General features: G+C 47.9%; 22 protein-coding genes. 13 read left to right on the forward strand and 9 right to left on the reverse strand.

Annotation, left to right across the window (positions count from 1 at the left end; all coding sequences use genetic code 11):
- The first annotated feature begins 8 nt into the window (after nucleotides 1-8).
- The 5 genes from AC5FX6_RS21105 (at nucleotide 9) to pncA (ending at nucleotide 5,584) form a co-directional block, all read left to right on the forward strand.
- Nucleotides 9-2,456 carry a TonB-dependent receptor domain-containing protein gene (locus AC5FX6_RS21105; protein WP_493598945.1) on the forward strand — a complete coding sequence of 816 codons (2,448 nt, stop codon included), beginning with the start codon at nucleotides 9-11 and terminating at the stop codon, nucleotides 2,454-2,456.
- 160 nt (nucleotides 2,457-2,616) lie between these two features.
- Complete coding sequence (locus tag AC5FX6_RS21110; RefSeq protein WP_493598946.1) at nucleotides 2,617-3,180, forward strand: hypothetical protein; 564 nt, start codon at nucleotides 2,617-2,619, stop codon at nucleotides 3,178-3,180.
- A 326-nt stretch (nucleotides 3,181-3,506) separates the two neighbouring features.
- Nucleotides 3,507-4,019, forward strand: coding sequence for a DUF5025 domain-containing protein (locus tag AC5FX6_RS21115; protein ID WP_493598947.1), 513 nt, complete (start codon nucleotides 3,507-3,509; stop codon nucleotides 4,017-4,019).
- Between the two features lie 85 nt (nucleotides 4,020-4,104).
- On the forward strand, nucleotides 4,105-4,818 hold the full coding sequence (locus tag AC5FX6_RS21120) for a PIG-L deacetylase family protein (RefSeq protein ID WP_493598948.1): 714 nt from the start codon (nucleotides 4,105-4,107) through the stop codon (nucleotides 4,816-4,818).
- A gap of 157 nt (nucleotides 4,819-4,975) precedes the next feature.
- On the forward strand, nucleotides 4,976-5,584 hold the full coding sequence (gene pncA, locus AC5FX6_RS21125) for a bifunctional nicotinamidase/pyrazinamidase (protein WP_493598980.1): 609 nt from the start codon (nucleotides 4,976-4,978) through the stop codon (nucleotides 5,582-5,584).
- Nucleotides 5,585-5,590: 6 nt separating this feature from the next.
- Here the strand turns inward: pncA and AC5FX6_RS21130 are convergent, their stop codons facing one another.
- The 4 genes from AC5FX6_RS21130 to rocF form a co-directional block, all read right to left on the reverse strand.
- Nucleotides 5,591-6,526 carry a 1,4-dihydroxy-2-naphthoate polyprenyltransferase gene (locus tag AC5FX6_RS21130; protein ID WP_493598949.1) on the reverse strand — a complete coding sequence of 312 codons (936 nt, stop codon included), beginning with the start codon at nucleotides 6,524-6,526 and terminating at the stop codon, nucleotides 5,591-5,593.
- A 52-nt stretch (nucleotides 6,527-6,578) separates the two neighbouring features.
- The gene (locus AC5FX6_RS21135) at nucleotides 6,579-7,076 is read right to left on the reverse strand and encodes a glutathione peroxidase (RefSeq protein WP_493598950.1); all 498 of its coding nucleotides are present in this window, start codon (nucleotides 7,074-7,076) and stop codon (nucleotides 6,579-6,581) included.
- Nucleotides 7,077-7,322: 246 nt separating this feature from the next.
- Nucleotides 7,323-9,113: an arginine--tRNA ligase gene (gene argS / locus AC5FX6_RS21140; RefSeq protein ID WP_493598951.1), complete on the reverse strand. Its 1,791-nt coding sequence runs from the start codon at nucleotides 9,111-9,113 to the stop codon at nucleotides 7,323-7,325.
- A gap of 8 nt (nucleotides 9,114-9,121) precedes the next feature.
- The gene (gene rocF, locus AC5FX6_RS21145; RefSeq protein ID WP_493598952.1) at nucleotides 9,122-10,093 is read right to left on the reverse strand and encodes an arginase; all 972 of its coding nucleotides are present in this window, start codon (nucleotides 10,091-10,093) and stop codon (nucleotides 9,122-9,124) included.
- 306 nt (nucleotides 10,094-10,399) lie between these two features.
- On the opposite strand from rocF, the gene AC5FX6_RS21150 reads away from it, so the two are divergent.
- On the forward strand, nucleotides 10,400-11,794 hold the full coding sequence (locus tag AC5FX6_RS21150) for a type III PLP-dependent enzyme domain-containing protein (protein WP_493598953.1): 1,395 nt from the start codon (nucleotides 10,400-10,402) through the stop codon (nucleotides 11,792-11,794).
- A gap of 90 nt (nucleotides 11,795-11,884) precedes the next feature.
- The gene (locus tag AC5FX6_RS21155; protein WP_155800585.1) at nucleotides 11,885-12,043 is read left to right on the forward strand and encodes a hypothetical protein; all 159 of its coding nucleotides are present in this window, start codon (nucleotides 11,885-11,887) and stop codon (nucleotides 12,041-12,043) included.
- 66 nt (nucleotides 12,044-12,109) lie between these two features.
- On the opposite strand, the gene AC5FX6_RS21160 is transcribed toward AC5FX6_RS21155, so the two are convergent.
- From AC5FX6_RS21160 to AC5FX6_RS21180, 5 genes are all read right to left on the reverse strand, one after another.
- On the reverse strand, nucleotides 12,110-12,550 hold the full coding sequence (locus AC5FX6_RS21160; RefSeq protein WP_493598954.1) for a hypothetical protein: 441 nt from the start codon (nucleotides 12,548-12,550) through the stop codon (nucleotides 12,110-12,112).
- Nucleotides 12,551-12,577: 27 nt separating this feature from the next.
- Complete coding sequence (locus AC5FX6_RS21165) at nucleotides 12,578-13,123, reverse strand: GNAT family N-acetyltransferase (protein ID WP_493598955.1); 546 nt, start codon at nucleotides 13,121-13,123, stop codon at nucleotides 12,578-12,580.
- 46 nt (nucleotides 13,124-13,169) lie between these two features.
- Complete coding sequence (locus tag AC5FX6_RS21170) at nucleotides 13,170-13,544, reverse strand: hypothetical protein (RefSeq protein ID WP_493598956.1); 375 nt, start codon at nucleotides 13,542-13,544, stop codon at nucleotides 13,170-13,172.
- Between the two features lie 68 nt (nucleotides 13,545-13,612).
- The gene (locus AC5FX6_RS21175) at nucleotides 13,613-14,080 is read right to left on the reverse strand and encodes a hypothetical protein (protein ID WP_493598957.1); all 468 of its coding nucleotides are present in this window, start codon (nucleotides 14,078-14,080) and stop codon (nucleotides 13,613-13,615) included.
- 322 nt (nucleotides 14,081-14,402) lie between these two features.
- Nucleotides 14,403-14,924, reverse strand: coding sequence for a D-glycero-alpha-D-manno-heptose-1,7-bisphosphate 7-phosphatase (locus AC5FX6_RS21180; protein ID WP_493598958.1), 522 nt, complete (start codon nucleotides 14,922-14,924; stop codon nucleotides 14,403-14,405).
- Nucleotides 14,925-15,038: 114 nt separating this feature from the next.
- On the opposite strand from AC5FX6_RS21180, the gene hemG reads away from it, so the two are divergent.
- The 6 genes from hemG (at nucleotide 15,039) to AC5FX6_RS21210 (ending at nucleotide 21,255) form a co-directional block, all read left to right on the forward strand.
- Entirely contained in the window at nucleotides 15,039-16,385 is a 1,347-nt protein-coding gene (gene hemG / locus AC5FX6_RS21185; protein ID WP_493598959.1) for a protoporphyrinogen oxidase, read from the forward strand.
- A 16-nt stretch (nucleotides 16,386-16,401) separates the two neighbouring features.
- The gene (locus AC5FX6_RS21190; protein WP_493598960.1) at nucleotides 16,402-17,136 is read left to right on the forward strand and encodes a polyprenol monophosphomannose synthase; all 735 of its coding nucleotides are present in this window, start codon (nucleotides 16,402-16,404) and stop codon (nucleotides 17,134-17,136) included.
- A gap of 151 nt (nucleotides 17,137-17,287) precedes the next feature.
- A complete protein-coding gene (locus AC5FX6_RS21195; RefSeq protein ID WP_493598961.1) occupies nucleotides 17,288-18,238 on the forward strand; it encodes a TerC family protein in 951 nt (316 codons plus the stop codon).
- A 262-nt stretch (nucleotides 18,239-18,500) separates the two neighbouring features.
- Entirely contained in the window at nucleotides 18,501-19,613 is a 1,113-nt protein-coding gene (locus AC5FX6_RS21200) for a chorismate mutase (protein WP_493598962.1), read from the forward strand.
- Between the two features lie 305 nt (nucleotides 19,614-19,918).
- Nucleotides 19,919-20,761: a hypothetical protein gene (locus tag AC5FX6_RS21205; RefSeq protein ID WP_493598963.1), complete on the forward strand. Its 843-nt coding sequence runs from the start codon at nucleotides 19,919-19,921 to the stop codon at nucleotides 20,759-20,761.
- Nucleotides 20,762-20,925: 164 nt separating this feature from the next.
- Nucleotides 20,926-21,255, forward strand: a complete 330-nt coding sequence (locus AC5FX6_RS21210) for a DUF3817 domain-containing protein (protein WP_196116228.1) — start codon at nucleotides 20,926-20,928, stop codon at nucleotides 21,253-21,255.
- Nucleotides 21,256-21,335 lie beyond the last annotated feature (80 nt).

Genomic DNA, 21,335 nt, shown 5'->3' on the forward strand with positions numbered 1-21,335 from the left:
ATTTCAATATGAAACAAACTTTACTGCTGGCACTGCTCTGGTGCCTGTCATGCACGGCTTTTGCCCAATCGCCAACGCCAACTGGCACCATCAAAGGTATAGTAGCTGATTCAGCGACACAAGCTACGCTGGGTTATGTGACAGTCGTGGTGCAGGAAGCAGGGAAAACCCAGGCCATTAAAAGTACTTTCACGAAAGACAACGGTTCCTTTGAGCTGACAGGCCTTGAACTGAAGCAGTACCAGCTGGTCCTCTCCTATGTAGGTTACAAACCCCAGATTATTCCGCTTCCTGCTTTTACAGGTACCACCATTGATCTGGGTAAGCTTCAGCTGGTTTCGTCAGCCAAGCAGCTGAAGGAAGTGCAGATCGTGACGGAGAAGCTGCTGGTGGAGCAGGACATCGACAAGCTGACCTATAACGTGGATGCTGATCCGGAGAGCCAGACCATGACAGCGCTGGACATGCTGCGCAAGGTTCCGTTGCTGAGCCTGGACGCGGAAGACAACATCAAACTGAACGGCAACAGCAACTACCGGGTACTGGTGAACGGCAAGACCTCTTCGCTTTTTGTGCGCAGCCCGAAGGACGTGTTCAGAAGCATGCCGGCCAGCACGATCAAAAGCATTGAAGTGATCACCAACCCACCATCCAAATACGAAGCCGAAGGCGTGGGCGGCATTATCAACATCATCACACATAAGAAGAACATAGGTGGCTACAATGGCTCAGTGAATGCGCAGGTTTCCAGCCCCAAGGGAACAAACTTTGGCGGCTACCTGACCGCTAAGACAGGCAAGGCTGGCTTTTCCGGATATTTTGGAACAGGCTCTTATTTCAGCCCTACCAATAGCAACAACCTGTACAGAGAAGATAAAATACGACAAACCGTACTCGAGCAGATTGGCGAAAGCCGCAATGACAATACCTACCAGTATGCCAGCGGTGAGTTCAGCTACGAAATGGATACGCTCAACCTGTTCACGGCTAACTTTAGCATGAACATGAACACAGGCAACAACGTCCTGACCCAGCGCGTCGACCTGTACAACGCTGCCGGTGCCCTGACACAGGCCTATACCCGCCTCAATAACGGCGACTTCACATGGAAAGGCAGTGACATTGGCGCAGACTACCAGCGCACTTTCAAGAAGAGTAAAGATCAGCTCTTCACACTGTCCTACCGACTTAGTAATAGTGCCAATGGCAGTGGCTCAGACTTTATCCTGGACCCCGTGCTCAACTTCAATGGTCAGATAAGCCAAACTGATAACGACGGTAGCTCTGTGGAGCACACCATGCAGGCTGATTATGTGCAGCCGATCAAAAAGCATTCGCTCGAATTTGGCGTAAAAACAATCTTCCGACTAAACAGCAGCGATTACTTCTACAGCAACCGTGACCCAGAAACAGGCAACTACATAATTGATCCGAACCTGAGCAACAGCTTTGACTATCGACAGGATATCTATGCGGCCTATACCTCCCTCAGCCTGAAGAAAGGTGATTGGGGTTTAAAAACAGGCGCACGTCTGGAAGAAACAAAGCTCGATGCAAACTTCAAGTCATCAGGTACAGTGGCTACTCCGGACTATTTCAACCTGATTCCGAACGTCACGCTATCCCGCAAACTAAAGGGGTCGAGTACCATGCGTCTGTCCTATACCCAGCGCATCGAACGTCCTAGTCTTTACTACCTCAACCCTTACGTGAACCAGATTGACCCGCGTAACATCAGCTTCGGTAACCCAAAACTGGATGCGGCCACGAACAATGTGTTTAACCTGGCCTATAATACCTTCGTGAAAGGGACATCCGTTAACGCCAGCATTTTCCACAATTTCACCAACAACTCTATCCAGAGCTACACTACGCTGGGAACTGATACGGTCGCCCGCACTACGTACGGCAACATAGGCCGCAACCAGACTTACGGTTTCTCATTGAGCGGCAACACCACACTGTTCAAGAAGCTCAGCATCAACCTGAACTCGACGACCAACTATGTAAAGTTGACCAGCGTGATTGACGGCGCACCTCAGAATAACGAGGGCTTCACTTATAATGTGTTTGGATACTCGAGCTACCGGTTTGAGAAAGGCTGGCGCGCCAGTGGTAACATCGGCTACTACTCGTCCCGCATTATGCTGCAGGGCCGCTCTGCCGGGTACATCTGGAACAGCCTCTCCGTGAACAAGCAATTCCTCAAAGACAACAAGGCAACGATCAGCTTCTCGGTGAACAGTCCGTTCCAGAGAAACCGCCGCTTCCTGAACGAGATCAACGACCCACGCTTCACTCAAAATCAGGAGAATTTCTTTGTGATGCGTCGCTATAGCCTGGGCTTCAACTACCGCTTCGGTAAGTTAAAAGGGGACATCGCCCGAAAGAAACGTGGCATCAAAAACGACGACGTCAAGGCTGGAGAACAGCAAGGCGGAGGCGGTGCCAATTAGACTTTGTTAGGCCAGCTCCGGGAGCCGCACGATGAGGTGGCTCCTGGTCTCACCTAATAACCCTAGGTGCAAACAAAACTGTATGTACCTCAACTTCCTTCTGGAATAAGCAAGTAAAAACCTGGCCACACTTTTACATCAAGACAAATAACAATCCTATATGAAAACACTCGTATTTACCCTCGCCCTTTTAAGTCTGACTTTTATAGCAAAAGCACAAGACGCCAGTGTGGAAAGGTCCACATCAGGTATCCAGGTGGGTTTCCTTGGAATTTGGGCCCACAATGAAGCCAGACTATCTAACAAGTTGGCTTTGAGAAGTGAAATTGGCTTTGACACCGGCATTATGGGAGGCAGCCTTCACAAGGATACATGGGTTATATTTGCGCCAACACTGATTGTTGAGCCTAAGCTCTATTATAACCTGAACAAGAGAATTCTTAAATCAAAAGACATCTCCGGCAACAATGGCAATTTCATTTCCCTAAGAACCACCTACATGCCTGATTGGTTTGTGCTGTCAAACTACGAGGATATCAATGTCCTGAACCAGGTATCTATCATACCTTCCTGGGGGATAAGAAGAAACATTGGCAGGCATTTCAACTACGAAACAGGAGTTGGATTAGGGTATAGACATGTCTTTGCCAAGGGGGCTGGCTATTCTGAAAACACAAAAGAAGCCGTGCTAGACCTGCGTTTGAGAATTGGCTACCGCTTCTAAAAAAACCGGCAGTCAAAATCATTCTTCCACTCATCACTCCAAAACTCAACTAGTAAGCACAAAGTATGTAGGATGATTTAGAAGTAATGTTTAAGTCAATCGCTTAGCCCCTTTCATCCTCAAAACAACTCGGGCAAACCAGTTGCCTCAAGAAACAACATAAGCGGCATGCCCAAGTAAATAAGTTGGTGTGTCACACAAGCTAATTAAAACAGATGCAGACTCCGGCTATTCGAAAAATAAGAATATTTACACTCCTATACCTGCTACTGTTTTTAGCAACGAGTTGTGATAAAAAGGCCCCTGGTCCGAAAGAGCCGACTGTTATGAATGAGCTTGTTCTGCAGCTCGACGGCAAAAACTGGAAGCCGACAGTATTGGACGGCGATAAGTGTAAGAGCAGGTTTGTAGGTGCCTGGTCATTTTTAACCCGTGACGATATTACTTCAACTGCTTTCACAATATCAGCCCACAGCAACTCTGGCAAAAGCACCGCGCAAGCAGATGACCTATTCGAATTCCAAATTACAGGGGTGAATCAAAAGGGTATTTACCACACCACAGGTACTTACCGAGATATTTTCGACTCTTACGCTTTTTATCTTATCACGCACTCTGACGGCACTTCCACCAGGTATGTGAGCACTCAGAATTCCTTTCAAGTAAAAGTAGACGAAATCTTACCATTACCTGGCTACGTCACACTAAAGGCTACAAAAGGAAGTTTTGAAGGGACCTTGTACAACGAGGCAAATCCTCAAGAATCCCTCAAGATCGAAAAAGGCAGCTTTAAGTTTAATAAGCCTAATAGTTACGATTTAAATCACTGCAATCCATAGTACCATCATTGCCCGGATCTTGTAAATCGTTCCTGCGCATTCCTCCGTTTAAGTACACATCCAAACACTTAAACCAGCCTACACCATGCGCATTCTCTACGTCTTTCCACATCCCGATGATGAATCCTTTGGCCCCGCTCCTGTCATGTGGCAGCAGCTCGAACATGGGCATCAGGTATACCTGCTTACCCTAACTCGGGGCGGTGCTACCAAAGTGCGGCACGAGTTAGATCTGAGCATAGAGGAAATGGGCGACGTCAGGTATAAGGAAATGCTGGCTGTGGAACGGACGCTCGGGTTATCAGGTATGACCGTGCTCGACCTGCCCGACAATGGTCTGGCCGAGATGGATCCCCGTGAGATTGAGAAAGTAGTAAAGGCACATATCCGACAGATCAAGCCGGAACTGATCGTGTCTTACCCAGTACATGGCGTGAGCGGTTTTCATGACCACCTGGTGATGCACGCTGTTATCAAGCGGCTATACCTGGAAATGAAAGAGGGAGACGCTGACTACCTGAAACGGTTGGCTTTTCTGACTCTTCCAAACAAAACAGAACAACCGCTGCAGCAAGGCAAGTTTGTAATGAAGCACAGCGACCCGAGCCTGATTGATTGCGAAGTAAAGTTGCGACCTGAGGACATCGAGATTATGAAAAAGGCACTCAGCTGTTACAAAACTTATCAGGATGTGATCAAGCAGGCAAATGTGGTGGAGTCAATTGGCGATACGGTCTACTTTGAAATTTATGGAGAAGAGCATCAGCCGCCCTTGGCAAACCTGACCGACGGGTTATAAATCTTTAGCCGTTATTCTTGGCTTATCTCAAAGCCGGGGCGCATGTGATCACATGAGCTACCAGATTAAGCGCTTTTGAAAACACAGGTATAGGTATACATGAAGCTTTGCAAAATTCGGCTTATACCTATACCTTGCCGTACCTGAAAAATACATGATGAAAGCACTTCTTCTGATCGATATACAAAACGATTTTCTGCCGGGTGGCGCACTGGCTGTGCCTGAGGGTGACCTGATCATTCCGGTTGTAAACCAATTGCAGGAGCACTTTGATTTAGTGGTAGCAACGCAGGACTGGCACCCAACCGATCATAAGAGTTTTGCATCCAATCACGAAGGCAAAGCCCCTTTTGAGATGACCGAACTGTTGGGATTGCCGCAAGTGCTGTGGCCCGACCACTGTTTGCAGGACACACCTGGCGCAGATCTGGCGCCGGCACTTGAATCAAAAAAGATAGAGGCCATTTTCAGAAAGGGTACCAACCCTGAGATCGACAGCTACAGCGGCTTTTACGATAATGGTCGCCTGAAGTCAACTGGCTTGGCTGACTACCTGCGGGGCAAAGGTGTCACGCAGCTATACCTAGCTGGCTTAGCCGCCGATTATTGCGTGTACTACTCCGCCAAAGACGCCCTCTCAGAAGGCTTTGAGAAATTTCTGATAGAAGATGCCACCCGACCCATCAGTCAGGAAGGCTACGAAGCCGCCCGGGCCGATTTGCTGGCTAAGGGCGGCAAGATCATCCAAAGCAGTGACCTGCTCTAGCGCCTGCTAACCTAGCACCTGGCCTATACCGAATAGCAAGACAAACAGCATGGTCGTAATGGCCATCTGCTTTAAATAAGGGTCAAGTTCGGCGGAGGTCTGCTTCTGCCACACCTTCACGCCGTTAAGCATCACCAATGGTATAGCCAGTAAGAACAGGAACTGCCAGGCGCTGTAGAAATTGAGCAGCACATAAGTCAGTGCACTTAGCACGCCTCCTGCCAACAAAAAGGCATGATAGATACGTGCCCGCACAGGCCCGAGACGCACAGGTATAGAGCGCTTGCCCGCCAGCACATCTGACTTAATATCGCGAATGTTATTCACGTTGAGCACGGCCGTCGAGAAGAAGCCGCAGACCATGGCCGGCAGTATCACCGATGCTGGCAGCGACTGTGCCTGCAGAAAGTAAGTGCCCAGCACGCCAACCAGGCCGAAGAACACAAATACGAAGATATCGCCCAGGCCGGCATAGCCATAGGGCTTGGAGCCAGCCGTATAATTGATAGCCGCCCAGATTGAAGCCAGCCCTAGTCCCAGAAAGATCAGGAACAGGTATAGCCCCTCCGTACCGAAGCTCACCCACAACAGCAGCAGCCCCGACACCAGCGACAGCAGGCTGAACACCGCCATCCCTTTTTTCATGTGCTCTGCTTTGATATGCCCGGCTTGCACAGCACGCTTCGGTCCTTCCCGGTGCTCACTGTCAGCGCCGTGTATGGAGTCGCCGTAGTCGTTGGCCAGGTTGGAGAGTATCTGCAGGAAGAGCGTTGTCAGCACGCAAAGGCCTACGACAGTCGCATTGAAGCTGCCGTATGCGGCCGCCATAAAACCGCCCATGCCGATGCAGGAAAAAGCCAATGGCAGGGTACGCGGCCTAAAAGCGGAAATCCAGGCCTTGACAAGACCTGGATTCTGCGGGATGTGTTGTGTTGTATTCAATGTGTTATGCAAAAAATTAACAGGTATACCTGAGCGCTATACCTGCCTGCTATTATTTTTGAATTGCCGTCAGGATCTCCTCTCCCATCGGCTTCACTTTGGACGGGTAGAAGGCCACTACATTACCGTTCTCGTCGATCAGGTATTTGCTGAAGTTCCAGCCTGGCTCCTCGTTGTTCGGGCTGTTCTTTTTAAGCCATTGGTACAGCGGGTGCTGATCGTCGCCTTTCACGGAAACCTTCTCCATCATTTGGAAGGTAACACCGTAATTTTTCTGGCAAAACTCAGCGATCTGCTCTTCTGAGCCCGGCTCCTGTCCGCCGAAGTTGTTTGCCGGGAAACCCAACACCACCACCTTATCGCCATGCGTTTCGTGCAGTTTCTGTAAGTCAGCATACTGTGGGGTATAGCCGCACTCCGAAGCGGTATTCACCACCAGCACTTTTTTGCCTTTGAACTGCGAAAAGTCAATTTCCTTCCCTTCGAGGCTACTCACCTTAAATGCGTGAAAGCTGGTTGCCTGTGCAGTCTGGTTTGTTTCTGTAGTCATTGTTTCAGTTGTATTGGTTGTTGTATTAGTCGTGTTTGACCCGCCGGAGCAGGCTGTTGTCAGACCTAATACAAGCCCTACGGTCAAAAGTTGTGCAGTGCGCTTCATGTTCTGTTTTATAAGGTGTTTATGTATCCTGCTTGTAACTAGTTTGAACTGCTTTTGTTTGTATAATTGATGAATCGCTCTACGAAAGTCCCCCTTGGGGGCTGAGGATGACCTACTTCTGCAGGTTATACCTCTCCCCTACATCCTTTCCGGCACGGCTATACCTAGCAGGCTCATGCTTTCGCGCACGAAGCGGGCTACCATGGCTGACAGGGCGATGCGGAAACTGCGGGCCTGCTCGTCGGTTTCGTTGAAGATCGAGATCTCCTGATAGAACCGGTTGTAGGCCTTAGCCAGTTCGTAGGCATAGTTTGCAATCACAGACGGTGCGTATAGCTTTCCGGCTTCCTGTACCACTTCCGGATAACCAACCAATAGCGTAATTACATCCTGCTCGGCTTCATGCAGGTTTTTGAAATCACCAAACGAAGCGGCGTCCACGGCGATACCCATCTCCCCAGCTTTGCGAAGAATTGCCGAGATACGGGCGTGGGTATACTGCACAAATGGACCGGTGTTGCCACGGAAGTCAATCGACTCCTGCGGATTGAAGAGCATTCGCTTCTTCGGATCCACTTTCAGCAGGAAGTATTTCAAAGCACCCATCGCCAAAGTGTGGTATAATTTCTGGGCCTCTTCCGGCGTAAAGCCTTCGATCTTGCCCAGTTCCTCGGTTTGCTGACGGGCCGTGTCGATCATCTCCTGCACCAGTTCGTCGGCGTCCACCACAGTACCTTCTCTCGATTTCATCTTGCCAGAAGGCAGGTCCACCATACCGTAAGACAGGTGATAGATGCCTTCCGCATACGGCTTGCCTAATTTCTTGAGCACCGCCTTCAATACCTGGAAGTGGTAGTTCTGTTCGTCGGCCACCACATAGATGGACTGGTCGTACGGGAAGTCATTGTGCTTGAGCTCAGCCGTACCCATGTCCTGGGTAATGTATACCGATGTTCCGTCTGAACGAAGCAACAGCTTCTCATCAAGGCCTTCATCAGTCAGATCAACCCAAACAGAGCCATCCGGTTTCTTGAAGAACACGCCTTTCTGCAGGCCTTCCTCTACACGCTCCTTGCCCAAGGTATAGGTCTCGGACTCGTAATAGAATTTATCGAAATCAACCCCGATGTTGCGGTAGGTGGCATCAAAGCCTTCGTATACCCAGCCGTTCATGGTTTTCCAGAGCGACACCACTTCTTCGTCGCCCTGCTCCCATTTCTGCAGCATGGTTTGGGCCTCCAAGATCAAAGGAGCTTTTTTCTTAGCCTCCTCTTTGTCCATACCTTGCGCTACCAGCTCGTCGATCTGCTCTTTGTAAGCCTTGTCGAAGAGCACATAGTACTTACCCGCCAGGTGGTCACCCTTGATGCCGCTGCTCTGTGGTGTTTCGCCGTTACCAAACATCTGGTACGCCAGCATCGACTTACAGATGTGGATGCCACGGTCATTCACCAGGTTCGCCTTCATCACGTCGTGCCCATTGGCCTTCATGATCTCTGATACAGAATAGCCCAGGAAGTTATTGCGCAGGTGACCCAGGTGCAGCGGCTTATTGGTGTTCGGCGAAGAGTACTCCACCATCACTTTCTTACCGGAATCTGCTGCCTGCCCGTGAGTAGGGTTAGTCATCAGCTCACGGAACAAACGTACCCATACCTCCTCCTCTATTTCGAGGTTCAGGAAGCCTTTCACCACGTTGTAGTTCTTCACCTCGGCAGCATGCTCTTTGAGGTAAGCACCCAGCGCCTCCCCAATCTGCTCAGGGCCTTTGCCGGCCTGCTTGGTGTAAGGGAAAGTTACGAACGTGAAGCTGCCGGCAAACTCCTTGCGGGTAGGCTGCAGGCTGATGGCAGAAGCGTCAACAGTAAGGCCGAACAAAGCCTCCAATGCTTGGCTGATGCTCTGGCTGATGGCGTTTTGAAGTTGCATTAAGTAGATTAATGTATAGCTGTTTTATTAAATTCTCGGTGTAAAATGGCGTCGGTGGCGGTCTCCAGTATATCGAAGGCGTTCTCGGCCATGGTGTTCTCAGTGTCGAGCGTCGGGTTGATCTCGGTCATCTCGTAGCATACAATCCGTGGGTCCTGTAACAGGTGGTAGTTCAGCAATTTCGCCTCCTCTACCGTCAGGCCCACTTCTACAGGTGTACCGGTGCCTTTGGAGAACTTCGAGTCGAGGCTGTCCACGTCAAACGACACATAGATGATGTCGCATTCTTTCAAACGATCCAACGCTTCGGCCGCTACCTGCTCAGGGCCTTTCTGACTGAGCTCCGCATAAGTAAAGTTCTTGATGCCGTGCTTCTCCATCAGGTAGTCTTCCGGCTCTTCAGTGTCGCGCACCACAATATATACCAGGTGCTCTGGCTTGAGTTTCGGGCCATCGAAGCCTAATTTCTTGAGGGAGTTCCAAAAGAAAACGGTCTCTGGTGCAGGATCGTTGATCTGACGATCGAGGTTGTCGATGTTCAGAGCCATGGCCAGCGGCATGCCGTGCACGTTGCCTGAAGGCGAGGTATACGGCGAGTGGATATCAGCGTGTGCGTCTACCCAGATCACTCCCAGTGTTTTGTCCGGGTAAGCGGCTTTTATACCTGCTATAGTACCATGGGCGTTGGAGTGATCGCCTGAGAGCACCAACGGAAACATGTCCAGTTGCAGGGTTTGCTCTACGGCATTGGCAATATTTTTTTGTACAGTCAGGATACTGTCGATGCGGTGGGCGTTCGGAAACAGGTCCTTGTCGAACAGGGTGTAGTTGAGGTCGGGTACGCTAACAGAGTTGAATCGCTTGAAATAATCGCAGCCTTTGTCCCAACAGGCTACCCGCAGCGCATCGACGCCCATACTCGCACCGCGAGTACCTGCGCCTAGTTCTGATCGTACTTCTATCAGTTTTATCTTTTTCATAGGTACTACTAGTCGGTTTTTTTGTTCAGTTTAATCTCTCCTGCATCACTAATGGTGCGCCATAAACAAATGCCAGCAGCCAACGCCAGCCTGATAGCTCACTCATCAAATGCAGGCGAGGAAATGAACGGTGCCAACTGAATTGCAAATATGCAGGAACCGTCGGCTCGCTTTATTTATTTTCCCGCTTTAAAGAGCGTGATAGAAATAAATAACTGAACGTTTCTTATAATTTAAACAAAGTTTTTGCAAAGATGGTAAATAACGAACAATATTGCATGTTTTCTTAAGCCCATAAGCACCAGAATGGATAAATACACCGACCTGATTCACCAAACTTTTGACTTTCCGACAGACGAATTTACCGTGGAGAACAACGAGTTGTACTTCAATGGTATTCCCCTGATGGACCTTATCAAACAGTATGGCACTCCTTTAAAATTAACATACCTGCCCAAGATTAGTTCGCAGATTCAGAAGGCGAAACGTCTGTTTAATGACGCTATCCAGAAGCTCGACTACCAGGGCACTTATACCTATTGCTACTGTACCAAAGCTTCGCACTTCTCTTTCGTGATGGAAGAGGCCCTCAAAAACGATATTCACATCGAAACCTCCTCCGGGTACGATATGCAAATCGTGAAGGCGCTGCACAAAAAAGGCAAAATCAATAAGAACACTTACATCGTTTGTAACGGCTTTAAGCGTGAGCGCTACCGCCAGTGGATCACAGAATTCATCAACGATGGTTTTGTGAACTGTATGCCCATACTCGACCATATTGGTGAGATTGAATACTACAAGGAGCATGTAAACGTGAAAACGAAGGTTGGTATGCGCCTAGCTTCGGACGAAGAGCCGAAGTTCCAGTTCTATACCTCCCGCCTAGGTGTGCGCTACAACGACGTAATTGACCTGTATGAGCAGCAGATCAAGCCGGACGATCGCTTCGAACTCAAAATGCTGCACTACTTCATCAACACAGGTATAAAAGACACTTCTTACTACTGGTCAGAGTTGAGCCGCTTTGTGCACAAGTACTGCGAACTGAAGAAGGTATGTCCGGAACTGGATACCATCGATATCGGTGGCGGATTCCCGATCAAAACTTCTATCCAGGCGGATTACAACTACCAGTACATGACGGAGGAGATTCTGCGCACCATCAAGCGTATCTGTAAGGAAGAAGGTGTGCCGGAACCAAACATCTTCACAGAGTTCGGAATTTTCACAGTAGGTGAAAGCGCTGCCAACATCTACTCTATTCTGGACGAGAAACTCCAGAACGACAAGGAACTATGGTACATGATTGATGGTTCGTTCATAACTAACCTGCCTGACGCATGGGCACTTAACCAGCGCTGGCCGCTACTGGCCGTCAACCATTGGGATAAGGAGTACCGCAAAATACAACTTGGTGGTATGACATGCGACAGTCAGGATTACTATAACTCTGAGATGCACTCGTTCCAGGTGTTTCTACCGAAAGCCCCGAAGCAGGAGCCACTTTATATTGGCTTCTTCCATACGGGTGCTTACCAGGAGCAGCTAAGCGGGTATGGTGGCATCAAGCACTGCCTGATCCCTTCGCCACAGCATATTTTGGTGGACAAGGATGAAGACGGGAAGCTGAAAAGCTGGCAATTTGCGCCAGAACAGACCTATGAGTCTATGCTTAACATTTTGGGATACGAAATTTAAAGCTGCGAGCGTTAAATTTCCGTATACTGTTTTGCATTTATAGTAAAAATTGTATTTTTGGATTACCATCGTTTATTTAAATATTTTACCATGAAGAAATTAGCAGCATTCGGCGCATTCATCCTGGCACTGGGTATGACTTCTTGCAAGACTTACTGCCCAGCCTACAACTTTGCCAGCGTTGAGGTGTCTGAGCAGAACGCCCCGGCAACTGACCTTGTGCAGGAAACTGAAGTAATCAAAGGCTAATCCGAGCGGATTACCCAGGGATATAAAAAAACCGGCCTTTAAGCCGGTTTTTTTGTTGCTATATACTTACCAAGCGGGTCTGCCAACTGCTGCCCTGCGCTTTCTCGTTGCAAGCCTACCTCCGAGGTATGCCATTGGCAGGTAGGCTATGGTCAGGTCTACCACGGCGAACCACATTGGCGAAGGCAGCAGCATCACGCTGGCTATACCTCCGGCCAAAAAGAATACGCCTATACCTAGTGCAAATTTCATCTTATGAGTAGCTGCAACTATAGCTGTCACCCAAGCGCCGACTAATGTACCCAGGGCGTGTGCCAGAAAGGGCATCACAAAATGTTTCGGCTCAAACAAGTGCATACCAGCCGTTAAGCCTTCGGTAGTGGTTGTGTCAACTCCGGGAGGCGGCGGAATAACGGCGCCACTCAGCATAATGATGCCCATGTTGACCGCGCTGCCAACTACGACACCAGCCACAACTGCTAAAACGTTTCTCAGGATTGGGTTCATTGGGATTTCTATAGGTTAGATGTAAGGCTATTCTTTTGAGTCTGTTATCGAATCATCAGCTTTGAATTCATATAAGAGCAGCTCTTCCGGATCGTTAGGCAACTGTACCTGTTTGCTATACCTGAGGCCGAGCTTCTCTAGCAGTTTTTGTGAAGCCACATTGTCTTTCACTGTAATTGCCTGCAGCGTAGAAATGCCAAATTCTTCTAAGCCAGCCCGCTTTACTTCCAGTGCGGCTTCAAGTGCATAGCCTTGCTTTTCATGCTGCGGCAGGAATGCGAACCCAATGTCAATTCCGTCAAGCCCCTCCCGGTCGTAGAGCCCGCAAACGCCCAGCTTCTGCTGATCAGATTTCCGGATAACGGTATAGTTTGCGTACCCCAGCCGCTCTAACTGGGCACTCACTTTATTTCGAATGTAGGTAGCTGCCTCCTCCTCCGTTCGCACATTCCTGTCCCCGATATATCTGAGCCAACTCGGGCTGTTGAGCAGTTCCAACATAAAAGCAGCGTCTTCTTCCGAAGTTGGTTTCAGCAGCAGGCGCTCGGTTTCAAAGGATTTGTATTGGGTCATATCAGATTATACTTTACACTAGCGCAGCTAACGTCAGGTTTGCATTTTATTTAATTAACTTGAAAGCAATGACCACAGGAACTACCAATGCTAAAAACCAGAAAATAAAATTGAAAATACCTGATCTCATCAACTTTATGTTCATTGACCCAAAAGTATCCACTGGTTCTTGGTTAAAAGCTGACAAATAAGACCAGAATAAGAATCTATAGATCATGTATGCCATCAATGGGACCATTAGAAGTGGCAAAGTTTTTATTTCGGCACCATACATGTTACCCAAAACAAACCCGGTCACGAACAATATTGAAGTCCCTCCCCAAAGCCAAGTTTCGTTTTTTTTATCTGTCAACATTTCCCTCTTGAAAAGGAAAATGAGTTGTATAAAAAGCCCTAAAAATGCAAAGAGAAGCTCAATCATGGTTTTAAAATAAGCATAATGGTTTTGGCTACGCTATAGAGTGCTTTAGGTATAATTGGTAGAATTTATCATCTGATAATGTACCCTACCTTCAGGCCCATGGACACATGCGGACGGTAGAAGACCCCTTCATTTCGGTCGATGGGTGGAAACCAAACATCCGATTCTTCAAAATACTCATTTTCTACTAACCCAACAGGTTGGTGCGCTATAGAAAGCCGTCGTACTCCTAAACCAAAGAAATGGTCGAATACAAAATTGTTGACTTTAACCTCTAATCCATACTTCAGACTTGCAACCCATACGATCCTCTTTATATCAGAATAGTCATACCTATAATATGAATTATTTGTAATCAGATAACCATTCTCTTTTACATACTTCTGCGGGAAATACATGCCCTCTACGGATAGGTATGGAAAAGCAACAGATGCATTTTTCCGGATGAAGTATTTTAACTCCGCTTTCGTTTTAGAGTACCTGTAATTCTTCCTTTCGCTTTCACCGTCAGTCATGAGATTTCGAAAAGTCTGCATTCTAAACCCGTGGTCTAATGAAAAGGCCAACCGCTGATTTATGTGCTTCTGGGCTCCGAACTGCAGAACACCTGTAATAGGGTCAAAAAAATTATAGGGTGCAATATGAAAACGTATTCTTTCTTCTGTGCTTTGACTAAAAGAACTGTAGCTAATCAATAGCAAAGTGAGAAGAACAAATGGGAATGCATTATCTTTCATAGCTTATAATTTTTACCCACTATCCCAAAAGCAAAAGCATACGCTTTTCCAACATCCCCCTGTTGGTTAGACGCAACTCCTCTTATGTTAAATATAAGGAATTATATATAAACAAAGTCCCTTACTTCCCCTCTTCTCCCAAAATAAACTGCGCTGCCTCCCACAAATCATCGACCTGCCAGGTATAGCTGCCGGGTGCGTACTTATCTCCTACTATAATAGAGCGTATACCTACCTTCTCAGCAGCTTCCAGGTCGCGGTGTGAGTCGCCTACCATCCAGCTTTGAGCGGGGTCAATGTTATACCTAGCCATGGCACGTTCGAGCATCAGGCTGTCGGGTTTGCGGGAGAGTGACTCGGAAGAGTTGGGGTGCGATGGAGCATAGTAGAGCGCGTCGATCAGGTGATCACAGTTATCCTGCAGTTTCTGGTGGCAGGCCAACACGTCAGCCTTGGTATACAAGCCTTTAGCTATACCGCCCTGGTTTGTAACCACAATCAGCAAATAGCCGTTTTGCTTCAAAAGCGCTAAAGCCTCCGGCACGTTCGGCAGCACTTCAAAATCTTCCAAGGTATAGGTATAGTCTCCTCGTTCGCGGTTAAGCACACCGTCGCGGTCCAGGAATACGCACTTTCGCTGCATTGTATTTGATAGGTTCAGGCGCTAAAATTAGAATTATTACGTTGGATATGCATGTCCGAGCAGAAAAACCACTGCACAAAGGCATAAATTATAACAGCTTACAGGCAGGAAATCATGAGAGTAGCGATAATCGGAGCGGGAATTTCGGGCTTGTCTTTGGCCTATTATTTACAGCGGCAAGGTATTGCCTACGACCTGTTTGAGGCCAGTAGCGAGGTGGGAGGCAACATGCGTACCCTGCGCAAAAGCGGCTATACCTTTGAGCTCGGCCCTAACACCTTGCAAATGAACGAAGAGCTCCTGCAGCTCATCACTGAACTGAAGCTTGAAACTGAACTGCTCCCGCTAACTCCTCGCAATAACAAGCGGTATGTGCTGCACGACGGTGAGCTGCATCCGGTACCTTCCAGTCCTAAATCTTTTCTGGCCAACGGACTATTCTCGAAAGAAGACAAGTACAAGATCCTGCAGGAAAGAAAGCAACCACCTGCCGAGATCGAAAACGAAACCGTATCAGATTTCTTTGAGCGGCGCTTTGGAGTTAAACAGATGGACTACCTGGCAGCTCCCATGATCAGTGGCCTTTATGGTGGCGACCCCAGACAACTGCTGGTCAACAAGGCGCACCCGGAACTCAAAAAGCTTGAAACAGCTTACGGCTCTGTGCTCGAAGGCATGGTGCAGAGAAAGAAACAGGGCGTATTCCAACGTGCTTTCTCTTTCCAAAACGGTATGTCCACCCTACCGCAAGCCATAGCTGACAAATTGATTTCACTGCACCTGGATCATAAGGTTGAGTTTATCACCCGCATCAAGGGCAGGTTCATCATCAGCTGTGCTTCCAACGGCGACCATGACAATGAGGAGTATGACAAACTGGTGCTAGCCCTTCCTGCCCACCAGGCGGCCGAGCTGATCGAGTTCACCTACCCGGGTATGTCGGCAGCTTTGCAAAACATCAATTACCCGCCCATGGCAGTGGTGCACACAGTATACAACCGGGCTGAAGTTGGACATTCGCTGCAAGGCTTCGGAGCACTCCATCCCTGGGAGGAGCAGTCCTTTACGTCGGGCTCTATCTGGACAAGCTCCCTGTTTGAGGGACGTTGCCGTTCCCACGAGGTTATGATCACATCTTATGTTGGAGGCACACGCTTTGCCGAGCATGCCCAGCTTGACGAACGCAGTCTGCTCGAGCAGGTGCATCAGGAGCTTTGCGAAACGTACCAGATCAAGGCGCTGGCCCCTGTGCACCAGCACCTGCACCTGTGGTCTCACGCGCTGCCGCAGTTTGATCTTTACATAGAAGATGCCCACCACATGGCCGAGGTACTGGAGCAGGATGGTCTGTTTATAGCAGCCAACTGGCATGCGGGTGTTTCGGTGCCCGATTGCGTGCGCCAAGCCAAAACCATCGCTACCAAAATTAATACCTCAGCTGTTTCCCGCTCAATAGCCTAATACCTATATTTGCGGTATGAATGACTCGCTGGTGATCATACCAACCTACAACGAAAAGGAAAACATTGAGGCTATTGTCAGGAAGGTGATGTCACTCCCCCACCCTTTCGATCTGCTGATCGTGGACGACAGCTCCCCCGATGGCACAGCTGATATTGTACGCTCGTTGCAGCAGGAGTTCCCGGAGCAGCTATACCTGGAGTCACGCACCGGAAAGTTAGGATTGGGCACTGCTTATATTCATGGCTTTAAGTATGCACTGCGCCAAGGCTACGAGTACATCTTTGAGATGGACGCTGACTTTTCGCACAACCCCGACGATTTGGTGCGCCTCTACCAGGCCTGTGCCGAAGAAGGACACGACATGTCTATTGGTAGCCGGTATGTGCAGGGCGTTAACGTAGTCAACTGGCCTATGAGCCGGGTATTGATGTCCTGGTTTGCCAGCCTTTACGTACGTCTGATCACCGGCATGCCTATCGCTGACACTACTGCTGGCTTTGTATGCTACCGCCGCAAAGTGCTCAAGACAATCCAGCTTAACAAAATTCGCTTTGTAGGCTATGCTTTCCAGATCGAAATGAAGTTTCTCACTTTTAAGTATGGCTTCAAGATCAAAGAAGTGCCGATCATTTTCACGGACCGTACCAAAGGCACATCCAAGATGTCGAAGGGTATATTCAAGGAAGCGGTGCTTGGCGTCATCCGGATGAAAGTGAATAGCTTTTTCCGACATTTTGACCGCTATTAGTCGTCGGCTATACCTGACCGACTTTATTATAATTTTGAAATATATTCTCGCCGCAAAGCTGCATATCCCGCGCTAAATAAATTAACTTTACGGATTAGGTACAACTCCTATTCAAGGGAGACTGTCTATACCTGTCAAGTTTCGTTAGCCTATGGATACCATTATTTTTTGGGTCATATTCAACGCATTCATCCTGCTATTGCTGGGTCTTGACCTCTTTGTGTTTCACAAAAAGGAGCACGAAGTCAAGATAAAAGAAGCCCTCTTGTGGAGCGCCTTTTGGGTGGTGTTATCGTTGGCATTCAATGCGATCATCTATTATTGGAAAGGCCCCGCTCCCGCTCTGGAGTTTTTGACTGCTTACCTCATAGAGAAATCACTGAGCGTTGACAACCTTTTCGTTTTCATCCTGATCTTCAACTTCTTTAAAGTACCGCTCCAGTACCAGCACAAGATCCTGTTCTGGGGTATTATCGGGGCTTTGGTGCTGCGCGGTATTTTCATTCTGGTGGGGGTAGCGCTTATTGCCAAGTTCCACTTCATCATTTACATACTGGGAGCTTTCCTGATCTACACGGGCGCCAAAATGGCCTTCACGAAAGATGACGACGAACTGCATCCTGAACAGAACCCCTTTATCGTTTGGATCAGCCAAAAGCTGCCCTTTACGAAAACGGCCGTAGGCGGTAAGTTTTTCACCAGAATAGACGGCAAGCTTTATGCAACACCACTCTTCTTGGTGTTAATTATGGTGGAAACGACGGATGTGGTGTTTGCGGCTGACTCTATACCTGCTATTCTGGCCATCTCGAAAGATCCTTTTATTGTATATACCTCCAATGTGTTTGCTTTGCTGGGATTGCGTGCCCTATACTTTGCCTTGGCGGGTATTATGCAGTTATTCCATTACCTGCACTATGGTTTGTCACTGATCCTGGTCTTTATCGGCGCTAAGTTACTGCTGAGCGATATCTATCACCTGGATATGCGCTATGCGCTGCTGGTAGTGGGTAGCATCCTGACGGTGTCTATTGTAGCCTCGCTCCTCTTCCCGAAGAAGGACAATGAGCTACCACCGCCTCCTGATATCACGCTCCCTTAGAACTGAATTCAAAATTTTCCACTAAAATTCGTTCCATATATTTGTTTTTGTCAGTATTAATTACTTCAATTGCATATTAATTAAGAAGAAATGATTTTCGCTAACGCCTCTATTTTTACAAATTCTATGCTGGTGCCTCCGACGGGGCTCCCTGGTAGAACTTTGTGCGTTAGGTAAAACATCAACATACACAGATACCACAGGAGCCCCGCCACAAGCGGGGCTTTTTTGTTTTAAGGCATATTCTAAATTACATATACCCATGAATACAGCAGCACACAGCAGCATGAAATTAGCAGGACAGCAGAGCCAATTGGTAAGCCAGAAGCGCCCCATGGTCATTGCAGGTCCGTGCAGCGCTGAGAGTGAAGCGCAAATGTTGCAAACCGCCCTTGGCCTGAAAAAGGTTAAAGGAGTATCGGTGTTCAGAGCGGGCATCTGGAAACCACGCACACGCCCTGGAAGCTTCCAGGGAGTAGGCACAATCGGGCTGGAGTGGTTGCGCACCGTAAAATCCGAAACCGGACTGCGCACCGCCTGCGAAGTAGCCAATGCCACGCAGACACAGCAGGCCCTACAGCATGGTGTGGATATCCTGCTGATCGGTGCCCATACAACAGTAAACCCATTTCTGGTGCAGGAGATAGCCGATGCCCTGAAAGGTGTGCAGGTGGCTGTACTTGTAAAAAACCCGGTAAACCCGGACCTGGCCTTGTGGCTCGGGGCTTTGGAGCGCTTGCATAACAGCGGCATCACGGAGCTTGGTGCCATGCACCGTGGCTTCTCAACCCTGGATAGTGCTCCTTACCGTAACCATCCAAAGTGGGAGCATGCCATGGAGTTGCGCCAGCAGGTACCTGACCTGGCCATGTACTGCGATGCCAGCCACATAGCAGGTCGCCGTAGCCTGTTACGCCCGGTGAGTCAGCGTGCCCTCGACCTGGGGTACGATGGCCTGATGGTAGAGTCGCATCACAACCCTGTAGCTGCGCTGAGCGATGCCCAGCAGCAGATCATGCCACAGGAATTGCACATGCTGTTGCAAGCGCTGAAGCAACAGCAGGCTCCTGGCGAAAAGTTGAAGCAGAACGCCCAGTTGGAAAAGTTGCGCAAAGAGATTGAGCACCTCGACGACGAGTTGTTGACTTTGCTGTCACGTCGCACCAAAGTCACAGCGCAGCTCGGCGACTATGGCAAACCAGTTGATCAGAACGCTGAGACGCCTGATCCGGTACGCTGGGATTTGGTGTTAGAAAATCTCTTGCACCAGGCCAGCAGTGCAGGTATAGACCAGTCTTTTGTGAAGACCATATTCCAGGAAGTGCGCTCGCAGTATGCCCGTACACACCTTTATAACTATGGCTTGAGTTCGTAGTCTGAACACCGAAAAAAAAACAGCCTGACAGCTTCTTATTCAAGATCTGTCAGGCTGTTTTTTTTGTGCTATTACTGCTGTATAGCTTATCAGTATTTATCATTTGGAGCCCGTTATTGACTCCTTATCATTAATCAATAGACGAGATTTCAGTGCAATTTTTCACACAAGACTATAACTATTAGGCTTTTATTTAAAAATATTTCTATAATAATATTTGAATATTAAAATTAATTACATCAATTTTACCATAACATAAGTTGAAGCATAACGATCACTTACACCTAACCCTTAAAAGAATCAATATGAAGAGATTATCTACTATTACAATCGCGCTACTCATGCTAGCCGGAACATTTACAAGCTGTACGAAGGACCTGGATGAGGTAGGCCTGAATGCAACATCTATTGATGCTGCTAAAAAAGGAACACCTGTTACATCAAGCAACACTCCAAGAGTAAATGCTGACATTAACTTAACCTTCTCGTCCGCAACACAAATTGTTGGTAACGCCGTTACAATTACAACTAGCTTTGGTACTAACGCGCCTACTAATGGTAAACTTCACTTGGAGCAGGCAACAGGTGTTGATACTGAAGGTAATACTACATGGGAAATGGTAAAGGCTTATGAAGTAACAGCCGGAGCTACCTATACTTATGATTTCACCTCTGATGTATCTGGTGTATTTAATTTCAGAGCTCACTACATTACTAATGGCAACAATGGTTTTCATACTTCTTTCCAGACAGGATCTGTAACTTTTATAGAAGAAGAGTGTAACCAGGGAATGACTGCTAAGGTAACTAATGCGACTCCTCTTGGTAACAGTAATTACAGAATAACAGTAACCTTTACTCTTAATACTTGCGAAGCCTATAACAATGTGCATATCCAGGGTGGCCTTACCGCTCACGTTTCTAATATCGAAACAAATGCCAAACTATTAAAAGAGGTTGGGCAAGGCAATGAGATTCGTTATTGGGAAGAAGCATCTTTAGCTTCCGGTTCTCACACTTATTCTGTAACTTTTGATAAAAAAGTCACAGAATCCGAAGATGTTACAGGTGATTGGTCAGCAGAAGTTAATGGTGCAAAAATAGCTAAAACGGCAGGTGGAGCATACTTTGATATCACTAAGTGGTAAATTAATCTAAAAACATACAACGAAAAGAGGCTGCCCAAAAGGCAGCCTCTTCTATTTTAGATCACTTTCCACACAACAATCCTATCTTTTTTCTTTTCCAATGGCACGATTCAGGTAACTCGGCTGTTAAGTGCTAAATTGCAGCTGAACAAAAGCTATACATCATGAGAACCCCTATTTCAAGACTTCGCACCATTGGTATATACGAAGGTATATCTTACCTACTACTGCTTGGCATTGCCATGCCGTTGAAGTATATGGCAGGTATGCCGGAGATGGTGAAGTATACTGGCTGGGCACACGGCGTGCTGTTTGTATTGTACATGGTGTCGGTATTGGAAGTAACACTGACGCACAACTGGTCTATCAAAAAAGTAGCGGCTGCGGTGATCGCATCGCTCCTGCCATTCGGACCGTTCATTTTAGATAAGAAACTACTCAAGGAAGAAGAAAATAGAAAGGAAAAGCCTGTTAAACAAAAGCAGGTTGCATAACAACAACCCTCAACTATTTAGCCAATAGTATCAAAAAGGGCTGCCCGCATGGGGCAGCCCTTTTTTTATTTTCGCAAGCA

This window comes from Pontibacter sp. LHS2 (assembly GCF_058932845.1).